This window comes from Cytobacillus sp. FSL R7-0696 (genome assembly GCF_038006865.1).
GTDB lineage: Bacteria > Bacillota > Bacilli > Bacillales > Cytobacillaceae > Cytobacillus > Cytobacillus kochii.
On sequence record NZ_JBBOWA010000001.1, the window covers coordinates 405,607 to 429,298 of the forward strand.

The following is a 23,692-nucleotide window of genomic DNA, read 5'->3' on the forward strand; positions in this document are numbered from 1 at the left end:
ATCCATATAAAAAAGAGACACCACTCTATGTTGGTGTCTCAAGAACAAATTAAAATACACGTTCTTTAAATTTCGCTAGCTTCTCTAACGAGGATTTGTCTACATCTCTATGAAGACTATTTCCGTGAGAATCCATTGTAACTACTGCTGTGAATCCTTCTACACGTAGGTGCCACATTGCTTCTGGAATACCGAAGTTCATTAAATCAACACCTTCTACTTCTTTAATACAATCAGCATAATATTGCGCTGCTCCACCAATTGCATTTAAGTATACTCCACCATGCTCTTCTAGCGCTTTTAATGTTTTCGGTCCCATACCGCCTTTTCCAATCACGGCGCGAATACCGAATTTTTTCATAATATCTCCTTGATATGGTTCTTCACGGATACTTGTAGTTGGACCTGCTGCTTTTACATGCCATTTTTCTTGATCATCTTTCATCATTACTGGTCCACAATGATATATTACTTGTCCATTTAAATCTACAGGGGCATCGTTCTCCATTAAATGATGATGGATCGCATCACGACCTGTATACATTCGACCATTGATTTGGACCACATCGCCAACTTTAAGTTCACGGATTTGTTCCTCTGTTATTGGAGCTTGAAGCGTAACAACTTTTGTTTCTTGTTCATCTTCTGTTGTTGCAGCGGTTTCTTGCGCTGCTTCGTCAGCAAAATTAATTTTTTCACCATCTTGATAGTGCCATTCATTAATTTCACCAGTGTCAGGATTTACTTTTACCCCAAGTCTACGATATGCCCAGCAATTATAGGCTACAGATACGAAAAAGCTAGCAGGAATACGATTCATCACACCAACTTTACATCCTAATAAAGTCGTTTCTCCTCCGAACCCCATTGTCCCAATTCCAAGCTCGTTTGCATTTTTAAGAACATATTCCTCAAGTTTTCGTAAATCTTCATTTGGATTTACATCATCTACAGAACGGAATAGTTGTTCCTTTGCTAAATCATAACCAGATGAACGATCTCCGCCAATCCCTACACCTATGAATCCTGCACTACATCCCTGTCCTTGTGCTTGATAAACCGAATGCATAATACATTTACGGATACCATCTAAATCACGTCCGGCTCTTCCTAAACCATCAAGTTCTGCAGGCAAACTATACTGTATATTTTTATTTTCACAGCCGCCGCCTTTTAGAATTAAACGAACGTCTATATACTCTTCTTCCCACTGATCAAATTTAATAACTGGTGTGCCACCACCTAAATTATCTCCGCTATTAGCACCTGTTAAGGAATCAACAGAGTTAGGTCTCAATTTACTATCGTTTGTTGCCTCTGCAATAGCATTCTTAATTGCTTCTTTAATCTTTAGTTGATTGACGCCAACTGGTGTTTTGATTTTAAATGTCGGTAATCCTGTATCTTGACAGATTGGCGATACGTTATCATCTGCCATAGAGATATTATTTGTAATTGTTGCCAGACTCATCGCTGATCTCGTACCAGCACTTTCTCTTTCTTTTGCTACCTTAATTGCCCGACGAACATCCTTTGGTAAATTCGTCGAAGTTTCTACAATTAAGTCGTACATACTTTTTTGGAATTGCTCCATATTCATTTCTCAAAGTTCCCCTTTCCCTTTGCGACCGATCAATTTCTTTTGCGAAAAATTAGAATCATTATCGTATACCATTATATACTCATTCTTTAGTCAAGAAAAGACCAACTGTAGAAACAAAAAAATGGTGAAACCCAATTTTTTTTAGAGGGTTTCACCACTTCTTTTTAATCTCTATGATTAAATTCCCTTACTTTAGATTCAAGATCGTCGATCATTTCGATGAGACGATCAACATCCTCTAACTCCGTGTTTTCAGGTTCTATCGCATCTAATACGTCCATAAACATATGAAGACGTTGCTTTAAGAAAGCTACTTGATTGTCTTTATCAGTAATTGAATTGCCCACAGTATTCGCTCCTTTCTCTACACAACTTTAATCCTACATGAAATGCAATAGAGCTGCAATAAAGGTTTATTTTTCATTAAAGGTTGACAGAAGCTTACGTTAGATGAATAATGACTACAGATTTACTTAAAGGAGTTTTTTTGAATGATATCTCAAACGTTACCAATTTCACCAAGTTATGACCCTTGGGAAGCTTATATGGATATCGATGATTATGGAAAATTAACCTTATCCAATATTGAATTTACAACTACGGTTTTATGCAATATGCGTTGTGAGCATTGTGCTGTTGGTTATACTCTGCAACCAAAAGATCCTGATGGACTTCCTGTTGATTTATTAATCAAACGCTTAGAGGAAATCCCGCAATTGCGTTCACTCTCTATAACGGGAGGCGAACCGATGCTATCGAAGAAATCAGTTCATAACTATGTGATCCCTCTTTTTAAGTATGCTCACGAACGCGGTATTCGAACACAAATTAATTCTAACCTCACATTAGATAGAGGTAAATATGATAGCATTATCCCTTATTTAGATGTTTTACATATTTCTCATAACTGGGGTACCGAAGAAGAATTTATTGAGGGTGGTTTTGCTATGATGGAAAGAAAACCATCCATAAAGCAAAGACAGGTACTCTTTGATCGTATGATCGAGAATAGTAAAGAACTCGTACAAGCTGGTGTAATGGTCTCTGCTGAAACAATGTTAAATAAAAGAACATTACCCTATTTAGAGAAAATCCATAAGCAAATAACAGAAGAAATGCATTGTCAACGTCATGAAGTTCATCCAATGTACCCTTCAGATTTTGCATCTACTCTCGAAACTTTATCATTAAAAGAAATGCGCCAAGCAATCCATCATCTATTGGATATTCGTGACAAAGATTCTTGGATGTTGTTTGGAACATTGCCGTTTTATCCATGCAGCAATAATGAAGAAGACTTAGCTTTATTACAACGTCTTCATAATGAGCAGAATGTCACTGTTAGAAATGATCCTGATGGTCGTTCAAGACTAAATGTAAACATTTTTACTGGTGATGTGATTGTAACGGACTTTGGTGATACACCTCCTTTAGGGAATATACAGACAGACGCACTTCCATCTGTTTTCGATAAGTGGATGGAAACGAAGCTTGCTAAGTCTTTAAATTGCCATTGTAGTGAAGCAAGATGTTTAGGGCCAAATGTGTTAGTAAAAGACAGTTATTACCCTGAAATAGACTTCCAAACTAAAAAAGCAAATATCTCAGTTGAGAAATAGAAAAGTGCGCCAATAAAATGGCGCACTTTTCTATTTAACGTGGTCGTTCCGAAACAATAAATCCAAATGAGACATGATCCTGTATTGGAATCCATGCGCCAATTCCTTGAGAGGTAATATTTTTCACTACTAAGGTTTTTTTGCTTCCTTTTAACATTATATAAACTTCACCATAAGTAACTTTCCCTTTTTCATTAATAGCAGGTGCGTATGCATATAGGTAGCCCAAGCGGTTGATTGCAACATGATATTTATGATCTTTTTTCGTTCCTGCTCCTACAATCGTTTCAAAGGATAAGGGTAATCCACTTTTTTCTGTCGCCTTCAACAACATCATCTTTTTTACATCTTGCGCATGTGGAACCTTGGATGTAAGTCCACCTTTCACTACCTTTTGCATTTCTTGAACATAATTCATTTGAAAGACCGCATCTCCCCCGCGATTATCAAAATAATTCGTATTGATCTTTTGAAACTCCCAATTAGGTGATGTTTCTTGTGATTGATAATTGAGTGGCCATTGACCTAAATAAACAATCGCACGGTATCCGATGGCAAAAGGTGTACTATTTACTGTTGTTTCATTTAACATACGTATTAATTCAGGGTTATCTATTTTTACTCTTGATGTCTCCATTAATTCTTGTGTTAATTCACTCGGCTGTAATGTTGGTAAATCTTGAGCAGGGTTTGGATACGTATTGTCCTTTTCTACATTTAAAACAGAACTTGGTATCTCTATCGTTTCCCCCTTTGTTTCTATTTTTCCTTCAGCAGATGTCGCTGATTGAAAGGATGTCACCCCAATGGTCATCAATACTAAAGCATATAGCCATTTCTTCATTTCTCTTACTCCTTTCAAACTTATATGCATTAGTTTTTTCGTATGATGTGAATATTATCCATAAAGGAAAATAAAAAAGTAACATTTTTGTAATGTTTTGAATATTTACAAAAGTTTTTATATATTTTATACTATTTATACACTCACTCGAAAGGAGGGCAGCTTCATTACGATTCGCTTTATTTATGAACAAACACCATAAAGGAGTGGTTAATGAATTCAAGCGAATGCACACTAGCAGTCCTCGATTAAATACTTAATGAGTTTAAAACAAAATTGCAAGCGCTTCCTTTTTATTCGAAATATTTCAAAACGACTCCCGGCTAACCTCGGAGTCGTTTTTTTATTATAGTAAATAAAAGCCTATACCGATGATAAAATAAGCTGCTAGAAGGGTGCCACCCTCAAACCAATTAGACTCACCATCGTTGGAGATAACAACCATTAGAAAAACAGCTGATACCATCGTGATTAATTCTGGTACTGTAAATACGAGCGGCATCGCTACAGGGAAAAGTAGCGAGATAAGGACAAGAATGGGCGCGACAAACATAGCAATTTGTAAAGTAGAACCAACGGCAATCTCTACGGCAATATCCATTTTATTTTTCGCAGCCATAATAATCGCTGAAGCGTGTTCTGCGGCATTCCCTACAATTGCAACGATAATGACGCCGATAAACAATTCCGACCAACCAAATGTCTGTCCTACTTCCTCAAAGGTGTGAACAAGATTTTCAGAAATATAGGCTACAGCTAATGTAGCAAGGGCTAATACTAAAATGGATTTTCCTTTGCTCCATTCTGGTTCTTCCTCCACTTTCTTCTTTCCGTCTTCATCCTCTTTATTATACACACCTCTATGTGTAACTAATTTAAAGAATAATGCGGCTAAGTATAAAGCCATCAGGATGATGCTTATTCCAATACTAAAGATCATCGTCTTTTCTTCATTCATTGACATTGAAAATATTTCAGGAATAACGAAAGCCACAATGACTGCAAAGATGAGTAAGCCTGCATTATGGCGTGCATCATGGATATTAAAGCTTTGCCTTTTAAACTTTATACCTCCAATAAAAAAGGAAAGGCCGGCTACTAATAATAAGTTACCTAATACACTTCCTGTTAATGATGCTAAAACAACACCAATTAATCCCTCTTTTAATGCAAAAATCGCAATGATTAATTCAACCGCATTGCCGAAGGTCGCATTTAACAATCCACCAATTCTAGGACCAGCAATAATACTCAAACTTTCTGTCGATCGCCCCATAAAACTAGCTAAGGCAATGATAGCAACACAATAAATAATGAACATCAATGTACTTGACCAATGTAGAAGACTTCCTATTACGGATAACGGTACGCCAATAAATACGAGTATAGCAAATACTTTATTCATCCCATCCTCCTCAAAAAATCGCTTTACATTTCTTAAGATAAACATTTTTAAGGATTGTTATGAAAAGATTATGATTATTCTCTTGTCAATTTCTTCTTCCACATATAATATCTATTGTGGTAGAAGATTTATTATTTTCATTTATTGAGGTTATTTTATGGACAAAAAACTAAGAGTAAGGTTTTGGATTTTAGTATTCATTGTTGCGATATCAGGTTTTAGTCAAGGGATGCTATTACCGCTCATCGCTATCATTTTTGAAGGTGATGGTGTATCTTCAAGTTTAAATGGCTTAAATGCAGCAGGTTTATATATTGGTATTTTACTTATTTCACCTTTCATGGAATATCCCCTAAGAAAATATGGATATAAACCAGTCATTATTATCGGGGGACTTCTTGTAGCTACTTCCCTCTTATTATTTCCACTATGGAAGAGTTTTTGGTTTTGGTTTATTTTAAGGTTATTGATTGGAATAGGCGACCACGCCCTCCATTTTTCAACACAAACATGGATTACGTCATTTTCTCCTGAACGCAATCGAGGGAGAAATATTTCCATCTACGGATTATTCTTTGGGATTGGGTTTGCTGTTGGACCACTAATGACACCATTAGTTCATATAAGTGAATCTCTTCCATTTATTATTTCTTCCCTCTTTTGTTTTATTGCATGGGGGTTTGTGTTCTTTCTCGATAATGAGCAGCCACAGCAAACAATCGCTGTTCAATCACTAAAAGGGACTTTCCATCGTTTTTACGATGTATCTACTTATGCTTGGATTGCCTTTATTCCACCATTTAGTTACGGGTTCTTAGAATCGTCAATAAATGGGAGCTTCCCTGTTTATGCCGTGCGCATGGGAATAGAAGTCTCATCAGTTTCGTTATTGCTTACCTCATTTGCTGTCGGAGCAATTATTTTTCAATTGCCTTTAGGGATGTTAAGTGACCGCTATGGACGAAGAAATATTTTAATGATTATTTTATTCTGTGGTTTTATTCTTTTCTCTTCTGCTGCGGTATTTGAACAGAATGTCAACATTCTTATGTTGCTACTATTTTTAGCAGGTATGGCTGTAGGAAGTACTTTTTCATTGGGAATTAGTTATATGACAGATTTAACTCCCACTCAGCTTTTACCTACCGGAAATCTTCTTTGTGGTGTTGCCTTTAGCTTAGGTAGTCTTATTGGACCCTACGCAGGCGGTTTATTTATTCAATATATACAATCACTAAGCTTTTTCGCCGTTATTAGTGGGATGATGCTCATTAATTTTACGATTATCGCTTATTTTGGTCGCCATAAGATGAGCAAGCAATCGTTTCACAGTTAAATTATGTTTAAAAAACGTCTAATATAGAGAATAACCCTTTTCAAAAGTTACAATATAATGTAAAATTAAAGCAATTAAATATTATCAATTCGGCACTTTTTCTGCTGTCACCTATATGGTGGCAGCTTTCGTCGTTTTTAAGGGTAATGATGTTGATTATTCTTCTCAATGAGAATGGAGGAAATGAAAATATGGAAGGAAATGTCCTAGTACAAAAACAATCGCAATCATCTAGTCAATTATTCGAAAAGTTACTACCACATATCGAGCTTATAGCCGCAATTACTTCAGGTGTTTTTATTCTTATCGGTTGGTTACTTAGTAAAGGAGGCTATGAAACAACTTCTATCACTATCTTTATCTTATCTTTTATTATCGGAGGGTTTGCGAAGGCAAAAGAAGGTATTGAAGAAACGATTGCTAATAAGGAATTAAACGTTGAAATGCTGATGATTTTTGCCGCAATCGGCTCCGCAATTATTGGCTATTGGATTGAAGGTGCCATTCTTATTTTTATCTTTGCAATGAGTGGCGCACTAGAAACTTATACAATGAATAAAAGTAAAAAAGAAATTTCTAGCCTTATGGATTTGCAACCTGAAGAAGCTTTATTAATTCATGAGGATGGTGAAGAAGTTGTTCACGTTTCTACACTCCAAATCGGAGATAAAATTCTAGTTAAACCAGGGGAACGCGTTCCCTCTGATGGAATCATTGTCTACGGACAAACAACTATAGATGAAGCAACGATTACTGGTGAATCGATTCCTGTAACAAAAGGGTTATCTGAAGAAGTGTATGCCGGCACCGTCAATATGAATGGAGCCATTAAAGTAGAAATCACTAAAAAAGCGGATGAAACTCTTTTTCAAAAAATCATTCAGCTGGTCCAATCAGCACAAAGTGAAAAGTCCCCTAGTCAGTTATTTATAGAGAATTTCGAAGGAAAATATGTAAAAATTGTACTACTGACCGTCGCACTCATGCTATTTCTCCCACACTTCTTACTTGGATGGAGTTGGAACGAAACATTTTACCGTGCCATGATTCTTCTAGTAGTCGCCTCACCTTGTGCACTTGTCGCCTCTATTATGCCGGCTACATTGTCTGCGATTTCAAATGGAGCAAGACAAGGAATTTTATTTAAAGGCGGGGTACATTTAGAGAACTTAGGCCATATTAAAGCCATTGCGTTTGATAAAACAGGTACTTTAACTAAAGGACGACCGGAAGTAACAGATTTTATTACTCTACACACTCAGCATCGTGATGATTATTTACGCATTGTTGGATCAATTGAAAACCATGCAAACCATCCACTTGCTACTGCCATCGTCACGTATACAAAAGAAGAACAGAGCTCTCCTCTAATAGAGCCCGAATCAATCGAAGATGTACCGGGATGGGGCATTAAAGCAGTGATTAACGGCGTCACTTGGAAAATTGGTAAACCATCATTTATTTTGAACAATAACGAACTTGCGCCAGAATTAAAAGAACAGCAAGAAACATTAGCATCGAATGGTAAAACGATCGTTTTATTTGAACGCGATCATGAGGTGTGTGGATTAATCGCATTAAAGGATCAGGTTCGTCAAGAAACGAAGGCTGCGGTTAAACAATTAAATGATCAAGGTATTTACACCATCATGTTAACAGGCGATAGCCAATCCACCGCTCAAGCCATTTCTGCTGAAGCTAATGTAGAAGACTTTATTGCAGAATGTTTGCCAGAAAAAAAAGTGGATCATGTTAAGGAATTAAGAAATCAGTATCAACAAGTAGCAATGGTTGGAGATGGAATTAACGATGCGCCTGCACTTGCGACTGCAAATGTTGGGATTGCCATGGGAGAAGGAACCGATGTTGCATTAGAAACAGCAGATATTGTTTTAATGAAAAACGATCTTCCTAAAATCGCTCATGCAATTGCCCTATCCAAACGCATGAACACCATTATTAAACAAAATATTGTTTTCTCTATATCAGTTATTATGCTGTTAATTTGCTCCAATTTTCTACAGATATTAGACCTTCCTTACGGTGTAATCGGTCACGAAGGTTCAACCATTTTAGTGATATTAAATAGCTTAAGGTTGTTGAAGAACTAAAAAAAGCAGCTATCCAAGTGTGTGAATGGATAGCTGCTTCTTTATTTAATGATAGCCGTTTTGCTTATTAGCCGAACTAGATGTTTTTTGTTTAGGTTTATTTTTACCTTTTTGTTTTGTGTTACCATCCTTATTTGCAGTCAATGTACTCACCCTCCTTAAGCTTAGGTTGTCCATTTATGCACCTTACAATCAGGTAACTTTTACTATGTGTTTTTCACTTTGCTGTATTTATTTAACAATGCGTTTATTTCTCCACCAATCATAATAATAATACCCGTTAAATAAAACCAAATCATTAATATAATGATTCCACCAATACTCCCATATGTCGCCGAGTAATTTCCAAAATTACTCACATAATAAGAAAACGCATAGGAAGATAGAATCCAGCCAATTGTAGCAAAAAGTGAACCTGGGATAACTGTCACATTGGTTAAACGCTTATTAGGAGCAAACCAGTACAATCCACTAAAGATAATAAAGATGATAAGCGGACTCGCCAGCCATCTAAGGGCATTCCATATGCTCAAAAATTGCTCAGTCAATCCAAATGCATCAAAGATAAATAGACCAATTTGTCTCCCAAACACAGGTAATAATAATGCTACTAAGAAAACAAAAACCATAGAAATAGTTAAAAGCATAGCAATACCTCTTGCAACAATAAATGATCGACTTTCAACGACATCATATGCCTTATTAAAAGCCCTCATGATGCCATTTATCGCGGCAGACGCGGACCACAATGTACCGATAATACCAATTGATAACAGAGCCCCATTTTTCGTTGTGACAGCACTCAAATTGTCTTCCAATAATGACATAATTTCTTTTGGTGCGAAATCTCTAACGATAGCAAATATATCCTCTTGAGTAATCGGTAAATAAGGTAGCAATGATATCAAAACAATTAATAATGGAAAAAGTGATAGAAGAAAGAAGTAGGCCAATTGTGCAGCTACGCCGAAAACATCATCCTTATCTATTTGCTCCCATAGTTCCTTTCCAAAAGTAGTGACTTGTTTCATCAGCGATCCCCCAAACCTTGTTAGTTATTCCTAACATTCCCTTCTAACGTCGCTTCTGAAACCTCTACTTCACTTTTAGGGTCATTTAAGGCTTCTCTTGTTTCAATTGCTTTTGTTTTAATATCCTCAATTGTGGTCGTTAAGAAAGCCACATCTTCGCCGATTTGCTGGGCGGCTGTTCTAACCTTTAAAGAGACACCTTTCACTTGTTGAACGGCTTCATCGGGATTTTTTATGTAATATTTTGCACTTTCTGTCGTTTCTCTGCATTTAGATTTTGCATTTTCTCTTGTATCACGGTCTAGCATCGTGAGCGCTCCGCCTGCTATCGCTCCAAGGACAACACCTTTCCAAAACAATGATTTTCCCATTTTCCTCACTCCTTTTTTTTTTTTATCTACCTATACTTTATTTTCTTTTTTTCGCTAAAAACACGCAAGCTTTACACCTATCAATGGTTGACTTTTCACTTTAACCATGGAAAGATTATACTACTGATATATTATGGGGGGAAATCAAGTGAATTTATCACAGAAATCAACTGAAAATGTCGATTTTATGATCGAAAAAATCAAGGAAAAACTAAAAGTATTAAATATTGGCGCCATTAAATCTTCTCATTTTGACGAAGAAATGTATGAAGAATTAAAAGATATTTACGATTTAGTGATGAAAAAAAATCATTTCAGTCCTAATGAAATGCAAGCAATCGCTGAAGAATTAGGAAACTTGCGCAAGAATAAATAAGTCCTTATTATAAGCAGCTGCAAATCATGCAGCTGCTTTTAGTTTTATTGCTCAGTTAAAATCGTGATACCATCTTTACCGACAGCAATGGTATGTTCATATTGAGCTGATAGACCACCATCAACTGTTCGCGCAGTCCAGCCATTTTGATCCATCTTCATATGGTGCATCCCAGTATTCACCATTGGTTCAATAGTAAAAACCATACCTTCTTTTATTCTTGGTCCTTTATGAGGGAGGCCAAAATGAGGAACATCCGGCTTTTCGTGGATGCTTGCCCCTATCCCATGACCAATAAATTCCCTTACTACCGAGAATCCTTTCTCTTCAACAAACTGTTGAATCGCATAACCAATATCTCCAATTCGGTTGCCTATCTTCACCTGCTCAATTCCTTTATATAATGATTCCTTTGTGACATCTAATAGGGTAGATACCTTTTCATTCACTTCTCCAACGCCGTACGTCCAAGCAGAATCTGCAAGAGCACCATTATAATTGACCACCATATCAATCGTTACAATGTCGCCTGATTTTAATGGTTCCCTCCTCGGAAATCCGTGACAAATTTCATCATTAATGCTGGCACAGGTAGCATATTCATACCCGCGATAGCCCTTTTGCTCAGGTGTAGCCCCTATTTTCTTCAGATAGGCATCGACAAATTCTTCAATTTCCCATGTGGTTACACCCGGTTTAATTCTCATGGCAATCTCTTTATGACATTCAGCAAGTACCTTACCTGCTTCATGCATCTTTTCAATCTCTCTAGGTGATTTCAACACGATCAATAGCAAAACCTTCTTTCAGTCACTGTTATATTAAAAGTTATTATACTCTACTTATTAATATTAGCGCTGAATGAAAAGTTTTACAAAAATCATGCAACGTTTGCTTTTCAGAAATTATCCGAGTAATTTTAAAGACTCTCTTGTAAAGGCAGGAATATCATCAGGTGTACGGCTCGTCACAAGTTGATCCTGACAAACCACTACTTCTTTATCCTGAAGTTTAGCTCCTGCATACTCCATATCTACATGAATCGATTTATAGCCTGTTGCTCCTCTACCTTCTAATGTTTTAGCAGAAATTAATAATTGTGGTCCATGACAAATAGCAAAAACAGGTTTTTTCGCATCCATCATCTTTTTCGTAAATTGAACAAAACGATCATCTGCTCTTAACATATCAGGAGAAAATCCACCTGGAATAAAGAGAGCATCAAACTCATCTGCATTCACATCATCTATACCTTTATCAATTGTCACTTGATCATTACCTTGTTTCCCTTTTACGACTTTACCAGCCTCAGATTCAATTGTAATAACCTCATGTCCTGCTTCCTTATAACTTTTTGCTGGCTCTGTATACTCAGAGTCCTCAAACATATCGGTAATTAGACAAGCAATTTTTTTACTCATTTACTATCTCTCCTTTATGGTTTATATTGTTGGTTATATTATGTCCGTTCCCTGAAAGTCTTCCCTTAAAACATATATGTATGTTAATTAATATATCAAAGAAAACATGCTCTACAACTATACTTGATATTTATTTTCTGTTAAAATTCTTTTAGAACGGTAAGAATTCAATCTATTCAGTTTATACAGTCTCATTTATATCGGCAGCTCCGTAATGTAATGATTAAAAATTTTTTATTACAATTAAAAGACTAAGCGATTACAATTTACGGACATAAGCGGTTGGATTCTCTTTTTTTGATATGATACTGTTAACAACAAAGATAGATAGGGTGAACGTGATGATTGGTAATCGAGTCAAAGCATTAAGACAAGAGAAAAAAATGTCTTTATCAGAGCTTGCAGATCAAGCAGGAGTAGCAAAATCCTACTTAAGCTCATTGGAGAGAAATTTACAAACGAACCCTTCCATTCAATTCCTCGAAAAAATCGCAGCTGTACTCAATGTACCTGTTGATCACCTTATCCATGATCAAATTAATAAAGAAGAATTAGATACTGATTGGATAAATATAGTCAAAGAAGCGATGGAATCTGGGGTTTCAAAAGAAGAATTTCGGGAGTTTCTCGACTTTAATAAGTGGAAGACTAGAAATAAATAAGACAAGCTTACAAACGAATCTATAAAGATAAAAAGAGATATGAATGAAACCTCCGATAATCACGAAGATTATCGGAGGTTTTTTTTATATTTTTTTCCATTCTAACCATAATTGTAAGCTCATTAATTCGGAGGCCTCGACGTCATGTTAATCCTCTTCTTTAGCTTGTAGAAAAATTCTCACCTCTTCTTTATTCAAACCTAATTGTTTTGCTTCTTCAATAAGGGCAAGCCATTCTTCATCTAGTGTTTCTATAACTAAAGACCGTTCCAAATTAAATCCCCCTTTAGACTTGAAGCATATTCTCCATTAGTCCTATTTTACAATAAACCCCACTTTATTTTCAGACTATTGTAGATATTTACATTTTACTACTTGTTCATTCTAAAATCTGCTAATTTTTTTCTTCATTTTCAATCAAAAAACGACAAGTGTATAATGAAAGTTGTAGAATAGAGGAAAAAATCGGAACTTTCGAGTCAAAAACTACCCATAAATAAAAAAACCGAACTTCAATTCCTCCCTTTAAAAGTTTGATTGATGTTCAGTTTCCTCTTAGATTTTATAATTGAATACTTTATATCTTGAATTATAATTGCATAGCAAGTTTTGCCCCAATTTCAGCATTATGCTTAACTAATGCAATATTGGCAGCCAAGCTTTTACCACCGGTTAATTCTTTAATCATAGATAAGAGAAATGGTGTGATTTCTTTCCCTGAGATACCTTCTTCTTCTGCGTGAACAAGAGCTTGATCAATCATCTCATTCATTTCCAATTCATTCATAGCATCCGCTTCTGGTATCGGATTAGCAATAACTAGCCCTCCATTTAAGCCTAGTCCCCACTTTACTTTCATCATTTCAGCAATTTCTTTTATCTCATCCACACGAATAGTAACATTATACGGGCTCTTTCTCGTATAAAAAGCGGGTATCTTATCTGTACGGTAGCCGATGATTGGGACACCATATGTTTCTAAATATTCAGCTGTTAATTTAATATCGAGGATCGATTTAGCACCGGCACAAACGACAGCGACATTTGTCTTTGCTAATTCCTGCAAATCGGCTGATATATCCATTGTTTCACTTGCCCCTCTGTGCACACCTCCAATACCCCCTGTTACAAATACTTCAATCCCTGCTAGTTCTGCACAAATCATCGTGGCAGCAACAGTTGTCGCTCCATGTTTCTTCGCTGCAATGACATAGGGAAAATCTCTTCTGCTAACTTTCATAATTGAATTGTTCGTTGCAAGTAGTTCAAGTTCTGAGTCTGATAGCCCAATTTTAATTCTACCTTCTATAATAGCAATGGTTGCTGGGATTGCCCCATTCTGCCTGATAATCATTTCAACTTCTTTGGCTGTTTGCACATTTTGAGGGTAAGGCATACCGTGAGAGATGATTGTTGATTCGAGTGCGACAATTGGTTTTAACTGTTTTTTTGCTTCGATCACCTCATCAGAGTAATCTAACCAATCTTTTCTCATTTGTAACAACTCCTCTAAAAATATTCTTGAAAGGCATGTTGTAGTTTCTTTTGGCTTAATTGTGGATGAACCGTTTCCTTACTTGTAAGCGTTACACTTGCACAGATTATTCCTATTTTACAAGCATCTTCTATATGCATGCCTTTATGATGTGCATAAATAATTCCTGATGCTAAGGCATCTCCAGCACCTGTTACATCAACGACCTGAACAAAAGGGGGCATAATAGCTCCTGCCTCTCCATCTTGTGTGGCGAAAACAAGGCCCTTTTCCCCTCTCGTTATTATCACTCTTTCTACACCCTTTGCTAAAATGATTTCACATGCTTTAAAGTAATCTCCTTCACTTGTAAGTTTTACTCCAGAAAGCAAACTTGCCTCATCTTTATTGGCAATAAGAAAACTCACACCTAATAGTTGAGCAGGGAGTCTTTTTATTTTCGCTGTAGATACTGTCGTAATACATAATGGTGTGTTGAATTGTTTACATTTTTCTATTACTCTTGTCAATATAACACTTGGGAAATTTGTATCGAGAACAACCATTTTAGCCGAAGTAAAATACCCCCATCGTGATTCGATTATCTCCATATCGAGGACATCGTTAATTTCCATATCAGATAATGCTATTCTCATTTCTCCCTTTTTATCCAACACTGCTGTATAAGTTCCTGTTCGGCAAGTAGGTATAATAATCGATGGTGTTGTATCTACTAGTGGCTTTAGGCGATCTAACAACCATGTACCTTCGTGATCTTCACCGATAACAGATAATAAAGAAACGGACATTTCAAGTCTAGCCAAATTCTCCGCGATATTCCTTGCTACCCCTCCTCCTGTTTGTTCAGTTTTCGCAGGATTCGATGTCCCTTCATCTAAGCTGTCCACAGCTTGCAATTTTCTATCAATATTGGCAGCGCCCACACATAAAATAGATGGTTGCTTTGGTAAAATATAAGCCCTACCTAATATATAGCCATTTTTTGTAAGAGAGGAAATATAGCCTGCAACGGTAGAACGAGAAATGCTTAAGCTGTCTGCTAGCTCAGACTGTGAAATATAAGGATTATCTTTTATGGAATTTAAAATTTGCTGCTCTTTTTCATTCAATGGCTCCCCCTCCTTAAAACATTTGTCTATATCATAAACAATAGTTTGATATTTCTGCAAATTCTAATTATATTCATGGGGGGTTCTACATAAAAAAACAGATAAACTCTTTCGAAGTTTATCTGTTGGTTGTCAATTCTCTCGGAAGTATTAAAATTTCTACTCTACGATTTCTTTCTCTTCCCGTAACCGTTTCATTCGATTCTTTAGGTTTATATTCACCAAAACCTTTGGCGCTAAACCATTCAGGATTAAGTTCTGGATTATGTAAAAGGACTTTCATGAAATTGACAGCTCTCATTACACTGAGTTCCCAGTTTGACTCAAAATTAGCATTCCGTATCGGTACATTATCTGTATGTCCGCTAATAATAATATTTCTTGGAGGATTCATCACAAGTAGTTCAGAGATTTCTTCTGCTGTTTGTATATCTCTAGCTCTTACTTCTGCACTACCTGAAGAGAATAATACATTATCTCGAATCGTCACAAGCAGTCCTTCAGTTGTAAGCTCCGTTTCAAACTTATCAGTAATATCATTACTGATAATATAGTGATCAACTTTGGCTTTTAATTTTTTAAGTTCCTCAGTATCTTGTTCCTCATCAGAAAGACCAGACAGTTGACTAGCTGACACACTTTCTTTTTTTTGAGGGGCCATACTTCCTTCTGGCATTGGGCTAGGAAAATCAATTACACCATTACCTCCAGAAAAAACCTCATTAAACGCTGTGGACATTTTTTGAAACTTTTGAACATCGATTGCACTAGAAGCAAATAAGACGATAAATAAAGCAACTAATAATGTAAGTAAATCCGCATAAGGCAGTAACCAGGATTCATCAACATGCTCATCTTCGTGACTCTTCTTCTTCCTTCTAGTCATGATTCTATGCTTCCTTCTTCTAAAAATTCTTTTCTTTCTTTTCCTGGTAAATAGGAAGACAGTTTTTGCTCAATTACACGTGGAGATTCTCCCTCCAAAATAGATAAAATCCCCTCTATCATCATCCTCTTATGTTTAGCTTCTATTTTAGATTTCCTCTTTAACTTATTTGCAAATGGATGCCACAATACATATCCCGTAAAGATACCTAACATCGTAGCCACAAATGCAGCACTTATTGCTTCACCTAATGCGTTAATATCACTCATATTTCCTAATGCCGCAATTAATCCAATTACTGCACCTAATACACCTAGTGAGGGGGCATATGTTCCTGCTTGAGAAAATATTTGCGCTGCCGATTGATGGCGCTCTTCCATTGCATCAATTTCTTCATTTAATACGTCTCTAATATAATCGGCACTCTGTCCATCCACTGCAAGTGATAAACCATTCTTCAAAAAGGGATCATTGATTTCATTTATTCTTACTTCTAATGATAACAACCCCTCTTTACGTGCAAGCTGAGCCCAATCAGCAAATTGGCTAATGATTTGAGACATCGGTAATGTCTCTCTTTCTTTGAATATTACGCCCATTATTTTAGGTATTCTTTTCACTTCAGAGACTGGAAAAGCGATTAAAACAGACGCTACTGTCCCAACGATAATAATCATAACGGCAGCCGGATTTACTAATACACCCAGTCCTACTCCTTTTAGAAACATACCTAACACAACTGCAATAATTCCTAATATGACACCTATCCAAGTTGTTTTATCCATCCTTATCACACCTACTTCAAAAAATACTTACTTCAAAACTTTTTACTCATTACTTTTTTATCAGATACTGGTTTCTTTGTTTTATTTCGACATATTTCTATGTAATTGAAGCATCTTAATAAGGTCTTTTATCCTATTTGTCTTTTTGTGTTTATATACATAAAAAAACCACACAAAAATGAATGAATAGCATCATTTTGTATGGTTATTTAAAAAGCTTGTTTTCGATTTTCTGTTTATAATTTTTGAAAATTTGTGTGTTTGTTGCCACTTTTCTTTCTGATAACAAAGATTGGAATTTTAACCTCTTTTCATTCAGCTCTTTTTTTAGTTCTCCTTCTTTCTCTTCATTCTCACAACTTGCAATTAATTGTTCAATTGTTAGCATCTCTTTCCTAAGATCGATTTCTTTTGTTGTATATCCTGCATTTTTCATTATTTTATAAGACATTCTTAGAGATTCTGGTACCCCGATTAGTTCATCTTTCGGTAATGGCTTACCATGCCCTTTTAAATGAGCAAACTCTCCCTGTCTTTGCGCTTGTTTGATTTTCTCTTCTGCTAAAATTGAGAATAAATCCATTAAATGAACACCTCACCTTCATCTTATTATACTCCTGCAGTTACATATCCCTAACGAATGAAGGGAAATATAAAATAGAAAGGAGCGATTCACTATGTCAAGAGGTAAACATTTTAATCATAAGAACAAACAGCATCCAGGTGCGTTTAATGAACAATATCAAAAAGAAAAATCAACTGAAGCGCAAGAAGACGAGGAGTTTTTAGTCGTTCAAGAAGCCTTTAAAAATCGTATTGAACAAAGTGAAAACCGTTAATATTCTTATTAGGCTGTAACCTTAGGGCTTACAGCCTTTTTTTAAAAAAAATTAATGATAAGCTTTATTTTTTAGCCACTCCGTGCACTTTTCGATATCGTTAGAAAAAATACGATCCTGGTTAATTGTTGGTACAATGGTTCGCCCTTGTTCATATAGTGAGCGGGTATGATTAGCCATTTTATCTATTCCCTTAAATTCAGCCGCTTGCATAGCACAAATCAATTCAATTGCGATCACTTTATTTACATTTTTTATGATTTGATAGGCATGCCTTGCACCAATTGTTCCCATACTTACATGATCCTCTTGATTAGCAGAAGAAGGAATAGAATCAACACTAGCGGGATGAGCCAGTGTTTTGTTCTCTGACACGAGTGAAGCTGCACAATATTGCATAATCATGGCACCTGATTGCAGCCCCGGTTCTGGGCTAAGAAAAGCGGGCAATTGATTGAGTTGTGGATTCACTAACCTTTCTATTCTTCTTTCAGATATATTTGCTAACTCAGCAACGGCAATTTTCAAAAAATCCATAGCTAACGCAATGGGTTGACCATGAAAATTCCCGCCTGAAATTACTTTTTCTCCATCATCAAAGATTAAAGGGTTATCTGTTGCAGCATTCATTTCAATTTCGAGCTTTTCTTTCACATAGTTAAGTGCTTGCCAAGTAGCACCGTGCACTTGCGGAATACATCTTATAGAGTAGGCATCTTGGACCCTCATTTCTCCTTGAACAGTAGTTAACTTACTACCACTTAAGTATGACCTCATTCGTTTTGCTGTTGCGATTTGTTCAGGATAACCACGAGCTTCATGTACTTGATGATCAAATGCATCGATTATCCCATTTAATGCTTCTACCGATATAGCTGCAATCTTTTCGCTTTCAAAAGCTAAGTTTTCTGCTTCAATATAGGCGATAACTCCTTGAGCGGTCATAGCTTGCGTACCGTTAATCAACGCAAGACCTTCTTTTGCTTCTAAAGTCAGCGGAGTAAGATCACATGCCTGTAGTACTTCTGCACTCTTTTGTTTTTGTCCATTGAAAAAGACTTCACCTTCACCAACTAGTGTAAGTGCTAAATGGGATAGCGGTGCTAAATCACCACTTGCACCTAAGGATCCTTGCTGAGGAACGACGGGATGAATACGTTGATTAAGGTAAGTAAGTAGTCTATTAATTAATACAAGACGAACCCCTGAATGCCCTTTTATGAGCGCATTAGCCCTTAACAATAACATTGCCCGAGAGACTTCCTCTGAGAACTCCTCACCCACTCCACATGCATGAGAGCGTATTAAATGGATCTGCAACTCCTCTACATGTTTGCGATCAATATGAACATCACTAAACTTACCGAAACCAGTCGTAATCCCATATACCGTTTTTCCTTCCGCAACGATTCTCTTTACAGCCATATGACTTCTTTCTACATTTTCTATACTCTTACGGGCAATTTTAACTTCTTCCCCATGAAAGACAACCGCTTTCACTTGCTCTATCGTCAGATGTTCCCCTGTTAATTCAATCATCTTATTACCTCCTTATCACATTAGCAAAATAAAGAAAAGACCCGAGTATCACCGAAATGATACTTGGGTCTTTTTATTAAAAAAAATTCATTTTTATTTACGCTCATGATACGTCACCTATTTGATCTGTCTTATATCTATATTATAAAGCGGTACTTATTCATGTCAATTCATTTTTACCATATTCTGCCTAGTTACCATGTTAGCCAAATAAAGCAATAGAGCAACCCATATAAATTCATTCCATTTTCCGCTATAATAATTAACGACCCTTTAGTTTAGGAGATTGTTTTTTTTTGGAAGGGAGAAAATATGAAATCATTAGTATTAGCCGAAAAACCAAGTGTCGGCAGAGAAATAGCCAGAGTATTAGGATGCAATCAGTCGCATAAAAACTATATAGAAGGCAAGCATTATATTGTTACTTGGGCGCTTGGTCACTTAATAGAACTCAAGATGCCCGAACATTACGATAGCAAATACAAACAATGGAAACTAGAAGACCTGCCAATTATTCCTGATAAAATGGGCATCAAGGTAATGAAGCAAACAAGTCATCAATTTAAAACGATCGAGCATCTTTCCAAGCGAAATGATGTAGGAGACTTTATTATCGCAACCGATGCTGGGCGTGAAGGTGAGTTAGTTGCTAGATGGATTTTAGAGAAGATTAAATGGAAAAAGCCAATCCACCGCCTCTGGATCTCATCTGTCACCGATCGAGCAATACAACAAGGATTTAAGAACCTTAAACCAGGGAAAGACTTTTTAAATTTATATGATTCTGCTGTTTGCAGAGCTGAAGCAGATTGGCTCATCGGATTAAATATTTCACGTGCATTAACAACGAAGTATCAAGAACCTCTTTCCGCTGGTAGAGTGCAAACTCCAACGCTTTCCCTTATTATGGATCGTGAGAAACAAATCCAGAAATTCACCCCACAGGATTATTGGATGATTCATGCAAAAGTGGGCGTATTAGAAACAGAATGGGAAAACAATGGTGAGAAACGAATCTTTCATAGTGATCAAGCTGAAACGATTAAAAAACAAGCAGCAAAAGCCAAAGCAACAGTGCAATCGATTACTCGGAAAGAAAGAAGTGAAGCACAACCACTTCCATATGATTTAACTGAGCTACAACGTGATGCCAATAAAAAATTCGGCTTCTCAGCTAAAAAAACATCATCTGTACTGCAAAAATTGTACGAACAACATAAAATCGTAACGTATCCACGTACAGACTCTCGTTATTTAACAAGCGATATGGAAAGTACAATGATGGAAAGATTAGAGGCAATTGCTGGTGCTTATAGTACAGAAGTAAAACCTTTGCTTGCGAAAAAGGGTAAGGTACTTGCCAAAAAGGTATTTAATAATAGTAAAGTAACGGATCATCATGCTATTATACCAACAGAACAAAGAGTACATCTCAGTGATTTATCAACAGATGAGAAAAAATTATTTGATATCATTGCTAAGCGATTCCTTGCTTTATTTTATCCGCCATATCAATATGAGAGTATACTATTAAAGTTAGATATAGCTGGTGAAACGTTCGTAGCTAAAGAAACCCATATCATTGACTTAGGGTTTAAAACGCTCCATTCATCTACGAATGAACAAAATTCAAAGACTGCGTTGAATCAGTTACAACAAGGGAAACAGCTGCAAGTTCATACAGTCGAGACGGTAAAAAAATTAACAGAGCCCCCTGCTCGCTTAAGTGAAGCCGATCTGTTACAAGGGATGGAGAAATTCGGTTTAGGTACACCTGCAACGCGTGCCGAAATTATCGAAAGGCTTATCTCATCAGAAGTAGTGGAAAGACAAAACGGGCGCTTTCATTCCACCCAAAAAGGAAAGCAGTTAATGGATCTTGTAAATGATGAATTAACATCTCCAGCATTAACAGCTAAATGGGAAAAAGAACTTGAAGCAATCGCACATGGAAAAGCAAAACGTGATGACTTTCTAAAGAAAATTAGACAACAAACGAAGCAAATTGTATCCGAAGTAAAGAAAAGTGATAAGTCTTACCGCGCCCATAACTTAACCGGATCGAAATGTCCTGAATGCGGCTCTTTCTTAAAAGAACGGAATACGAAAGAGGGAAAAATCCTCGTTTGTTCGAGTCTTGATTGTAACTTCAGAAAAAGAAAAGATCCAAAGCTTTCTAATCGTCGTTGTCCTCAATGTCATAAAAAGATGGAAGTTCACAACGGGAAAGCCGGCACCTACTTCCAATGTCGCAAATGTAATGTGGTTGAAAAAGCGGCAGATAAGAAACAAAAAGTCAATAAACGTGAAGAAAGAAAGCTTGTTCAGAAATACTCTGCTAAAAATGATCAATTCGGTACGAGCCTTGGTGACTTGTTAAAACAAGCAATGGAAGATAAAGAGTAAACATAACACTGTCAATCCAGTAAGAATCTTGCTGTTTTGGCAGTTTTTTTGTTATATCATGAGCAACTTCTTGCATATGTTTTACCATGTAAACCGTGTAGTTCTTCCTCTATTTTGTCATGAAGATAAAAAGTTTCTTTTTTCCTATAGAAAAGTTACAATAAGTAAGAAGTTTTTGACAAAGGGAGTGTACATAGTATGAGTACTTTTGAAGAAAAGCTCGACAAATATGCAGAATTAGCAGTTAGAGTGGGTGTCAATATTCAAAAAGGTCAATCATTAGTCATCAATACTTCTATTGATTCTGCCCAATTGGTTCGAAAAATTGTAAAAAATGCTTATGAAGCTGGTGCTGATCAAGTTATTGTGAACTGGAATGATGATATTGTTTCTCGTACAAAGTATGAATTAGCACCGATTGATTCCTTTAAAGAGTATCCGAAATGGCGTGCGCGTGAAACGGAAGAATTAGCTGAAAACGGAGCAGCTTTTATTGCGATTGTCTCTTCTAGCCCTGATTTACTGAAAGGAATTGACCCTGAGAAAATCAGCACATTCCAAAAAGCATCAGGTCAAGCATTAGCAAAATATCGTAAAGCTGTGCAAACAGATAAAGTAAGCTGGACAGTAATATCCGCACCTTCTCAAGCTTGGGCGAATATGGTGTTCCCTGACGCAAAAGAAGAGGAACGAGTCAACTTACTCTGGGATGCTATCTTTAAAGCAACACGAACTGATTTAGATGATCCTATCCAAGCATGGAAAGATCATGATCAAACATTACACGAAAAAGTAGAATACTTAAACGAAAAACGTTATAAAAAATTACATTACACCGCACCAGGAACAGATTTGACGATTGAATTACCAGAAAAACATTTATGGGTTGGTGCTGGAAGCGTCAATGAAAACGGTCATGAATTCATGGCAAACATGCCAACAGAGGAAGTGTTCACAGTGCCACATAAATATGGTGTAAATGGCACTGTCGCAAGCACCAAACCACTTAGTTATGGTGGTAACATTATTGACCGCTTCTCCATTACTTTTAAAGATGGAAGAATAGTTGATTATAAAGCTGAGGAAGGTGAAGCTATTTTAAAACAACTAGTTGAGACAGATGAGGGCTCTCATTATCTGGGTGAAGTCGCGCTTGTACCATTTCAATCACCAATTTCTCAATCAAACCTTCTTTTCTATAACACATTATTTGATGAAAATGCATCGAATCACCTCGCTATCGGCAGCGCCTACGCCTTCTGTGTAGAAGGTGGCAAAAAAATGAATAGTGAAGAGCTAGAAACAAACGGATTAAACGAAAGCATCACCCATGTAGACTTTATGGTCGGTTCCTCTGAAATGGATATTGACGGTATCCTTGAAGATGGTACAACAGAGCCGGTATTCCGTAAAGGGGATTGGGCATTTTAACGATGAATGACCAAAATTACGTTAGCACTAGACTAGAATAAATATGTTAAGCCTCTTATAGACCTAAACTCTATCGTTTAGGTCTACTTTTCGTGATTTTTTGGGAATACATACTCTTTTGTGAATGTGCATGCACGCCCCCTGAGCATTCTGTTTTTTGTGAATCATACTTTATTGTTATTCCTACTACTCTAAGTAATATTGCTATTTGAGGAACAGATTATTGCGGAGCGCTCATGCTCTGGTTTCTCTCTGAGTGACTCGCTAATCTCTTTTGCATGGCGCTCAGTTCTTGTTTTCTTGCTGAGTGACCTGCTAACTCCTTTTGCAAAGCGCCCACTCTCTGGTTTCTTGCTGAGTGACCTGCTAACTCCTTTTGCGAAACGCTCACTCTCTAGTTTCTCTCTGAGTGATTTGCTGATC

24 protein-coding genes are annotated in these 23,692 nt (G+C 36.6%); 8 read left to right on the forward strand and 16 right to left on the reverse strand.

The window, feature by feature from the left end; translation table 11 throughout:
- Window positions 1-49: 49 nt before the first annotated feature.
- Window positions 50-1,600 (reverse strand): fumarate hydratase, encoded by a 1,551-nt coding sequence (locus MKX29_RS02135; protein WP_341103679.1) that lies wholly within the window; start codon window positions 1,598-1,600, stop codon window positions 50-52.
- Window positions 1,601-1,767: 167 nt separating this feature from the next.
- Window positions 1,768-1,950, reverse strand: coding sequence for an SE1561 family protein (locus MKX29_RS02140; RefSeq protein WP_095370074.1), 183 nt, complete (start codon window positions 1,948-1,950; stop codon window positions 1,768-1,770).
- A gap of 144 nt (window positions 1,951-2,094) precedes the next feature.
- Between MKX29_RS02140 and yfkAB the strand changes: the two genes are divergently transcribed.
- Window positions 2,095-3,222, forward strand: a complete 1,128-nt coding sequence (gene yfkAB, locus MKX29_RS02145) for a radical SAM/CxCxxxxC motif protein YfkAB (RefSeq protein ID WP_341103681.1) — start codon at window positions 2,095-2,097, stop codon at window positions 3,220-3,222.
- A gap of 34 nt (window positions 3,223-3,256) precedes the next feature.
- Here yfkAB and MKX29_RS02150 read toward each other — a convergent pair whose 3' ends face one another.
- Both MKX29_RS02150 and cax read right to left on the reverse strand, forming a co-directional pair.
- Entirely contained in the window at window positions 3,257-4,066 is an 810-nt protein-coding gene (locus MKX29_RS02150) for a YfkD famly protein (protein WP_224935471.1), read from the reverse strand.
- A gap of 346 nt (window positions 4,067-4,412) precedes the next feature.
- On the reverse strand, window positions 4,413-5,471 hold the full coding sequence (gene cax, locus MKX29_RS02155) for a calcium/proton exchanger (RefSeq protein ID WP_341103683.1): 1,059 nt from the start codon (window positions 5,469-5,471) through the stop codon (window positions 4,413-4,415).
- A gap of 157 nt (window positions 5,472-5,628) precedes the next feature.
- Between cax and MKX29_RS02160 the strand changes: the two genes are divergently transcribed.
- Window positions 5,629-6,807, forward strand: a complete 1,179-nt coding sequence (locus MKX29_RS02160) for an MFS transporter (RefSeq protein WP_251163101.1) — start codon at window positions 5,629-5,631, stop codon at window positions 6,805-6,807.
- Between the two features lie 191 nt (window positions 6,808-6,998).
- The gene (locus MKX29_RS02165; protein ID WP_224935464.1) at window positions 6,999-8,918 is read left to right on the forward strand and encodes a heavy metal translocating P-type ATPase; all 1,920 of its coding nucleotides are present in this window, start codon (window positions 6,999-7,001) and stop codon (window positions 8,916-8,918) included.
- 206 nt (window positions 8,919-9,124) lie between these two features.
- Here the strand turns inward: MKX29_RS02165 and MKX29_RS02170 are convergent, their stop codons facing one another.
- Both MKX29_RS02170 and MKX29_RS02175 read right to left on the reverse strand, forming a co-directional pair.
- Window positions 9,125-9,949 carry a YihY/virulence factor BrkB family protein gene (locus MKX29_RS02170; protein WP_095370079.1) on the reverse strand — a complete coding sequence of 275 codons (825 nt, stop codon included), beginning with the start codon at window positions 9,947-9,949 and terminating at the stop codon, window positions 9,125-9,127.
- A gap of 20 nt (window positions 9,950-9,969) precedes the next feature.
- Window positions 9,970-10,320 (reverse strand): YtxH domain-containing protein, encoded by a 351-nt coding sequence (locus tag MKX29_RS02175; RefSeq protein WP_224935461.1) that lies wholly within the window; start codon window positions 10,318-10,320, stop codon window positions 9,970-9,972.
- A gap of 148 nt (window positions 10,321-10,468) precedes the next feature.
- Here MKX29_RS02175 and MKX29_RS02180 point away from each other — a divergent pair, with 148 nt between their 5' ends.
- The gene (locus tag MKX29_RS02180; RefSeq protein WP_191815858.1) at window positions 10,469-10,696 is read left to right on the forward strand and encodes a DUF1128 domain-containing protein; all 228 of its coding nucleotides are present in this window, start codon (window positions 10,469-10,471) and stop codon (window positions 10,694-10,696) included.
- Between the two features lie 44 nt (window positions 10,697-10,740).
- Here the strand turns inward: MKX29_RS02180 and map are convergent, their stop codons facing one another.
- Both map and MKX29_RS02190 read right to left on the reverse strand, forming a co-directional pair.
- Entirely contained in the window at window positions 10,741-11,487 is a 747-nt protein-coding gene (gene map, locus MKX29_RS02185; RefSeq protein WP_224935458.1) for a type I methionyl aminopeptidase, read from the reverse strand.
- A 114-nt stretch (window positions 11,488-11,601) separates the two neighbouring features.
- Window positions 11,602-12,117, reverse strand: a complete 516-nt coding sequence (locus MKX29_RS02190; protein WP_341103688.1) for a type 1 glutamine amidotransferase domain-containing protein — start codon at window positions 12,115-12,117, stop codon at window positions 11,602-11,604.
- A gap of 341 nt (window positions 12,118-12,458) precedes the next feature.
- Here MKX29_RS02190 and MKX29_RS02195 point away from each other — a divergent pair, with 341 nt between their 5' ends.
- Window positions 12,459-12,779 carry a helix-turn-helix domain-containing protein gene (locus MKX29_RS02195; RefSeq protein ID WP_095370084.1) on the forward strand — a complete coding sequence of 107 codons (321 nt, stop codon included), beginning with the start codon at window positions 12,459-12,461 and terminating at the stop codon, window positions 12,777-12,779.
- Between the two features lie 147 nt (window positions 12,780-12,926).
- Here MKX29_RS02195 and sinI read toward each other — a convergent pair whose 3' ends face one another.
- From sinI to MKX29_RS02225, 6 genes are all read right to left on the reverse strand, one after another.
- Window positions 12,927-13,052, reverse strand: a complete 126-nt coding sequence (gene sinI / locus MKX29_RS02200; protein ID WP_224935452.1) for a DNA-binding anti-repressor SinI — start codon at window positions 13,050-13,052, stop codon at window positions 12,927-12,929.
- Between the two features lie 316 nt (window positions 13,053-13,368).
- Window positions 13,369-14,274, reverse strand: coding sequence for a pseudouridine-5'-phosphate glycosidase (locus MKX29_RS02205; protein WP_341103692.1), 906 nt, complete (start codon window positions 14,272-14,274; stop codon window positions 13,369-13,371).
- A gap of 14 nt (window positions 14,275-14,288) precedes the next feature.
- Window positions 14,289-15,383: a carbohydrate kinase gene (locus tag MKX29_RS02210; protein WP_341103693.1), complete on the reverse strand. Its 1,095-nt coding sequence runs from the start codon at window positions 15,381-15,383 to the stop codon at window positions 14,289-14,291.
- 118 nt (window positions 15,384-15,501) lie between these two features.
- Complete coding sequence (motB, locus tag MKX29_RS02215; RefSeq protein WP_289433188.1) at window positions 15,502-16,269, reverse strand: flagellar motor protein MotB; 768 nt, start codon at window positions 16,267-16,269, stop codon at window positions 15,502-15,504.
- Window positions 16,266-17,054 carry a flagellar motor stator protein MotA gene (gene motA, locus MKX29_RS02220; protein ID WP_289433187.1) on the reverse strand — a complete coding sequence of 263 codons (789 nt, stop codon included), beginning with the start codon at window positions 17,052-17,054 and terminating at the stop codon, window positions 16,266-16,268. Before motA ends, motB begins: the two co-directional genes overlap by 4 nt.
- A 205-nt stretch (window positions 17,055-17,259) precedes the next feature.
- Window positions 17,260-17,637 carry a DnaJ family domain-containing protein gene (locus MKX29_RS02225; protein ID WP_341103695.1) on the reverse strand — a complete coding sequence of 126 codons (378 nt, stop codon included), beginning with the start codon at window positions 17,635-17,637 and terminating at the stop codon, window positions 17,260-17,262.
- A gap of 94 nt (window positions 17,638-17,731) precedes the next feature.
- Here MKX29_RS02225 and MKX29_RS02230 point away from each other — a divergent pair, with 94 nt between their 5' ends.
- On the forward strand, window positions 17,732-17,893 hold the full coding sequence (locus MKX29_RS02230) for a hypothetical protein (RefSeq protein WP_224935434.1): 162 nt from the start codon (window positions 17,732-17,734) through the stop codon (window positions 17,891-17,893).
- Between the two features lie 51 nt (window positions 17,894-17,944).
- Here the strand turns inward: MKX29_RS02230 and hutH are convergent, their stop codons facing one another.
- Complete coding sequence (gene hutH, locus MKX29_RS02235) at window positions 17,945-19,432, reverse strand: histidine ammonia-lyase (RefSeq protein WP_341103697.1); 1,488 nt, start codon at window positions 19,430-19,432, stop codon at window positions 17,945-17,947.
- Between the two features lie 312 nt (window positions 19,433-19,744).
- Here hutH and MKX29_RS02240 point away from each other — a divergent pair, with 312 nt between their 5' ends.
- Entirely contained in the window at window positions 19,745-21,838 is a 2,094-nt protein-coding gene (locus MKX29_RS02240) for a DNA topoisomerase III (RefSeq protein ID WP_341103699.1), read from the forward strand.
- A gap of 198 nt (window positions 21,839-22,036) precedes the next feature.
- Window positions 22,037-23,269: an aminopeptidase gene (locus MKX29_RS02245; RefSeq protein WP_095370091.1), complete on the forward strand. Its 1,233-nt coding sequence runs from the start codon at window positions 22,037-22,039 to the stop codon at window positions 23,267-23,269.
- A 220-nt stretch (window positions 23,270-23,489) separates the two neighbouring features.
- Here MKX29_RS02245 and MKX29_RS02250 read toward each other — a convergent pair whose 3' ends face one another.
- Window positions 23,490-23,660: a hypothetical protein gene (locus MKX29_RS02250; protein WP_341103701.1), complete on the reverse strand. Its 171-nt coding sequence runs from the start codon at window positions 23,658-23,660 to the stop codon at window positions 23,490-23,492.
- Between the last annotated feature and the right edge of the window lie 32 nt (window positions 23,661-23,692).

Excerpts from the sequence above, each read along its gene's own strand:
- MKX29_RS02135 (WP_341103679.1), bottom strand. The coding sequence starts at position 1,600 with ATGAATATGGAGCAATTCCAAAAAAGTATGTACGACTTAATTGTAGAA.
- yfkAB (WP_341103681.1), top strand. The coding sequence starts at position 2,095 with ATGATATCTCAAACGTTACCAATTTCACCAAGTTATGACCCTTGGGAA.
- MKX29_RS02150 (WP_224935471.1), bottom strand. The coding sequence starts at position 4,066 with ATGAAGAAATGGCTATATGCTTTAGTATTGATGACCATTGGGGTGACA.
- cax (WP_341103683.1), bottom strand. The coding sequence starts at position 5,471 with ATGAATAAAGTATTTGCTATACTCGTATTTATTGGCGTACCGTTATCC.
- MKX29_RS02160 (WP_251163101.1), top strand. The coding sequence starts at position 5,629 with ATGGACAAAAAACTAAGAGTAAGGTTTTGGATTTTAGTATTCATTGTT.
- MKX29_RS02165 (WP_224935464.1), top strand. The coding sequence starts at position 6,999 with ATGGAAGGAAATGTCCTAGTACAAAAACAATCGCAATCATCTAGTCAA.
- MKX29_RS02170 (WP_095370079.1), bottom strand. The coding sequence starts at position 9,949 with ATGAAACAAGTCACTACTTTTGGAAAGGAACTATGGGAGCAAATAGAT.
- MKX29_RS02175 (WP_224935461.1), bottom strand. The coding sequence starts at position 10,320 with ATGGGAAAATCATTGTTTTGGAAAGGTGTTGTCCTTGGAGCGATAGCA.
- MKX29_RS02190 (WP_341103688.1), bottom strand. The coding sequence starts at position 12,117 with ATGAGTAAAAAAATTGCTTGTCTAATTACCGATATGTTTGAGGACTCT.
- MKX29_RS02195 (WP_095370084.1), top strand. The coding sequence starts at position 12,459 with ATGATTGGTAATCGAGTCAAAGCATTAAGACAAGAGAAAAAAATGTCT.
- MKX29_RS02205 (WP_341103692.1), bottom strand. The coding sequence starts at position 14,274 with ATGAGAAAAGATTGGTTAGATTACTCTGATGAGGTGATCGAAGCAAAA.
- motB (WP_289433188.1), bottom strand. The coding sequence starts at position 16,269 with ATGACTAGAAGGAAGAAGAAGAGTCACGAAGATGAGCATGTTGATGAA.
- motA (WP_289433187.1), bottom strand. The coding sequence starts at position 17,054 with ATGGATAAAACAACTTGGATAGGTGTCATATTAGGAATTATTGCAGTT.
- MKX29_RS02225 (WP_341103695.1), bottom strand. The coding sequence starts at position 17,637 with ATGGATTTATTCTCAATTTTAGCAGAAGAGAAAATCAAACAAGCGCAA.
- MKX29_RS02230 (WP_224935434.1), top strand. The coding sequence starts at position 17,732 with ATGTCAAGAGGTAAACATTTTAATCATAAGAACAAACAGCATCCAGGT.
- hutH (WP_341103697.1), bottom strand. The coding sequence starts at position 19,432 with ATGATTGAATTAACAGGGGAACATCTGACGATAGAGCAAGTGAAAGCG.
- MKX29_RS02240 (WP_341103699.1), top strand. The coding sequence starts at position 19,745 with ATGAAATCATTAGTATTAGCCGAAAAACCAAGTGTCGGCAGAGAAATA.
- MKX29_RS02245 (WP_095370091.1), top strand. The coding sequence starts at position 22,037 with ATGAGTACTTTTGAAGAAAAGCTCGACAAATATGCAGAATTAGCAGTT.